The sequence below is a fragment of the Gammaproteobacteria bacterium genome (assembly GCA_033720895.1).
Taxonomy (GTDB): domain Bacteria; phylum Pseudomonadota; class Gammaproteobacteria; order Natronospirales; family JAJUFS01; genus JAWWBS01.
Genome location: JAWWBS010000107.1, coordinates 1 through 3183, shown reverse-complemented (window position 1 = coordinate 3183; position 3183 = coordinate 1). Strand labels below are relative to the sequence as shown.

Annotated in this window: 2 protein-coding genes; both read right to left on the bottom strand. The window is 62.1% G+C overall.

The window, feature by feature from the left end:
• On the bottom strand, positions 1-2118 hold a 2118-nt coding region (gene acnA / locus R3217_10570), incomplete at its 3' end, for an aconitate hydratase AcnA (protein ID MDX1455886.1).
• 49 nt (positions 2119-2167) lie between these two features.
• Positions 2168-2890 carry a GntR family transcriptional regulator gene (locus R3217_10565; GenBank protein MDX1455885.1) on the bottom strand — a complete coding sequence of 241 codons (723 nt, stop codon included), beginning with the start codon at positions 2888-2890 and terminating at the stop codon, positions 2168-2170.
• Between the last annotated feature and the right edge of the window lie 293 nt (positions 2891-3183).

The window sequence follows — 3183 nt, the reverse complement described above, 5'->3', positions numbered from 1 at the left end:
TTGCTGCACCTCGCCCGCTTCGTTCTTCACCATTTCATTGAACAGTTTCGGATTGGCGAAAGTCGCGCGCTGCGCCGTCAGGTGGTCGCCGCGATGGGTGGCGTAGGAATTGAAGTCCTCCTCCGGCACATCCATTTTTGCCAGGTATTCGCCCGCGGCCGAGGTCGCCATGATGGCGTTAGACGGCGAGATGTGGTCGGTGGTGATGTTGTCGCCGAGAATCGCCAGCGGTCGCATGCCTTCTAGGGTGCGTCGCTTGGCCAGCGCCCCTTCCCAGTAAGGCGGGCGACGGATGTAGGTGCTCTTCTCGCGCCAGTCGTACAGCGGGCTGACATCGGCCGCAAATTCCTGCTTGATGTTGAACATCGGCGTGTAGACATTGCGGAAGTGTTCCGGCTTGACCGCTGTCTTGACGACCTCGTCGATTTCCTCGTCCGAAGGCCAGATGTCCATCAGGCGGATTTCCTTGCCATCGACCACGCCGAGAATGTCCTTCTCGATGTCGAAGCGGATGCTGCCGGCGATGGCATAGGCGATCACCAGCGGCGGCGAGGCGAGGAAGGCCTGCTTGGCATAGGGATGGATGCGCCCGTCGAAGTTGCGGTTGCCAGAAAGTACCGCAACGGTGTGCACGTCGCGGTCGATGATTTCTTCCTGGATCTTCGGGTCCAGCGCGCCGGACATGCCATTGCAGGTCGTGCAGGCAAAGCCGACGATGCCGAAGCCGAGATCTTCCAGCTCCTCCTTCAGGCCGGCTTCTTCCAGGTACAGCTGCACGGCACGCGAGCCCGGCGCGAGTGAAGATTTCACCCAGGGCTTGCGGGTCAGGCCGAGCTTGTTGGCATTGCGTGCCAGCAGGCCGGCCGCGATCACGTTGCGCGGGTTCGAGGTGTTGGTGCAGCTGGTAATCGCAGCAATGATCACCGCGCCATCCGGCATCAGGCCGTTCTCGGATTCGTAGTCATGGTTGGCCACGCCGCTGGACTCGAGATCCTTGGTGCCCATGCGGGCATGCGGGTTCGACGGGCCGGCCATGTTGCGCTCGACACTGGAAAGGTCGAAGTGCAGCGTGCGCTGGTACTCGGCGCTGTCGAGATCGTCTGCCCAGAGGCCGGCGGTCTTCGCATACTTTTCCACCAGCGCGATCTGGTCGTCCTCGCGACCGGTCAGGCGCAGGTAGTCGATGGTCTGCTGGTCGATGAAGAACATTGCCGCGGTCGCGCCGTACTCCGGCGCCATGTTGGCAATGGTCGCGCGGTCGCCGACGGTCAGTGCAGCTGCGCCTTCGCCGCGGAATTCGAGATACGCACCGACAACGCGTTCCTTGCGCAGGAACTCGGTCAGCGCCAGCACGATGTCGGTCGCGGTGATGTTCTTGCCCGGCTTGCCGGTCAGCTCGACGCCGATGATCTCCGGCGTGCGCAGCCAGGAGGCGCGACCCAGCATCACGTTCTCGGCTTCCAGGCCGCCAACGCCAATGGCAATCACGCCCAGCGCGTCGACATGCGGCGTGTGCGAGTCGGTACCGACACAGGTGTCCGGGAAGGCAACGCCGTCCTGCTTGTAAATGACCGGTGACATCTTCTCCAGGTTGATCTGGTGCATGATCCCGTTGCCTGGCGGAATCACGTCGACATTGCGGAAGGCCTTCTTGGTCCAGTCGATGAAGTGGAAGCGGTCTTCATTGCGACGGTTCTCGACGGCCCGGTTTTCTTCAAACGCATCCTTGTTGAAACCGGCGGTCTCGACCGCCAGCGAGTGGTCGACAATCAGCTGCACCGGCACGACCGGGTTCACTTCGGCCGGATCACCGCCCTTCTCGGCAATCGCATCGCGCAGGCCGGCGAGGTCCACCAGCGCCACCTGGCCGAGAATGTCATGCGTGACCACGCGCGCGGGATACCAGGGAAAGTCGATATCGCGCTTGTTGTCGATCAGCTGCTCGAGATAGGCATCGACCATGTCCGGCTCGCCGCGGCGCACGATGTTTTCGGCATGCACGCGGGCAGTGTAGGGCAGCTTGTCGTAAGCACCCGGCTTGATGGCTTCGACGGCTTCGCGCACGTCGAACCAGTCGAGGTCGGTGCCTTCGAGCTTCTTTCTGTATTTCTTGTTCATCTGGCTGTTCATAAAGGATCACGCTCTTTCTATAAGTGTGTGTTTGTTACTAATGTCCTGGGGAATTCTGATCTTGTGCTTGTTCCGCTTGCTGGCTCTCCAGCATTTGCCGCGCCCGGCTGATATGCCGGCGCATCAGGAGCTCGGCCATCTCGCCATCGCGCGCTTCAATCGCTTCCAGGATGCGCCGGTGCTCGCCCAGCGCCTTCTGCGGACGATGCGCGGTGGTCGCCACCTGGTGGCGGTACATGCGCACGCGGTGATACATCTCGCCGATCAGCAAGTCGATCAGGGTGTCATTGTGCGAGCCCTGGATGACACGGAAATGAAAATCGAGGTCACCCTCGCGCTGGAAGTAGGCGGTGTCGTCCTGCACCCCGGGCTGCTGCTCGTGCTCGGCCAGCAGCGCTGTCAGCGCCACGATCTCTTCCGCCGACATGTTCTCGGCGGCAAGCCTGGCGGCCATGCCTTCCAGCGCTTCGCGCACCCGGTAGATCTCCACCAGGTCGGATTCCGTCAGCAGGGCAACCCGTGCGCCAGCATGTGGCACGCGCTCGACCAGCCTGCGGGATTCCAGCCGCCGGATGGCTTCTCGCAAGGGGCCGCGGCTGACGCCGTATTTTCCTGCCAGCTCCGCTTCGCCCAGCCGGGAACCCGGGGCGAGCCTGCCGAGCACAATGTCATCCTGCAGGCGCGCAAACACGCGGTCGGCCAGCGTGCGGGCATCCGCATCGGGATCGGCAGGCAGCTTGTTCGGGGCGGTTTCGGCCACGGCGACACCTTGTTGACAATGTATGAAGCAGGAGTCTGATTCTAGCCCAAAAAGCCCGCTTTCACACAGGATTGTCGACAATAAGCCCTTTTTGGCGCCAATTGCCCCGCATTCTGCGTGATAAGGTGCAAGGAACCGATGTACTGGATTCACGGAGAAGCCCATGGCCACCGACCGCCCTGGCGACACCAGGAGCGCGAAACGCCCTGATCCCGAGAAAGTCCTCACTGATATCGCCGATTACGTCCTGGACTACGAGGTCCAGTCGGACGAGGCTTATCAGACCGCCCGCT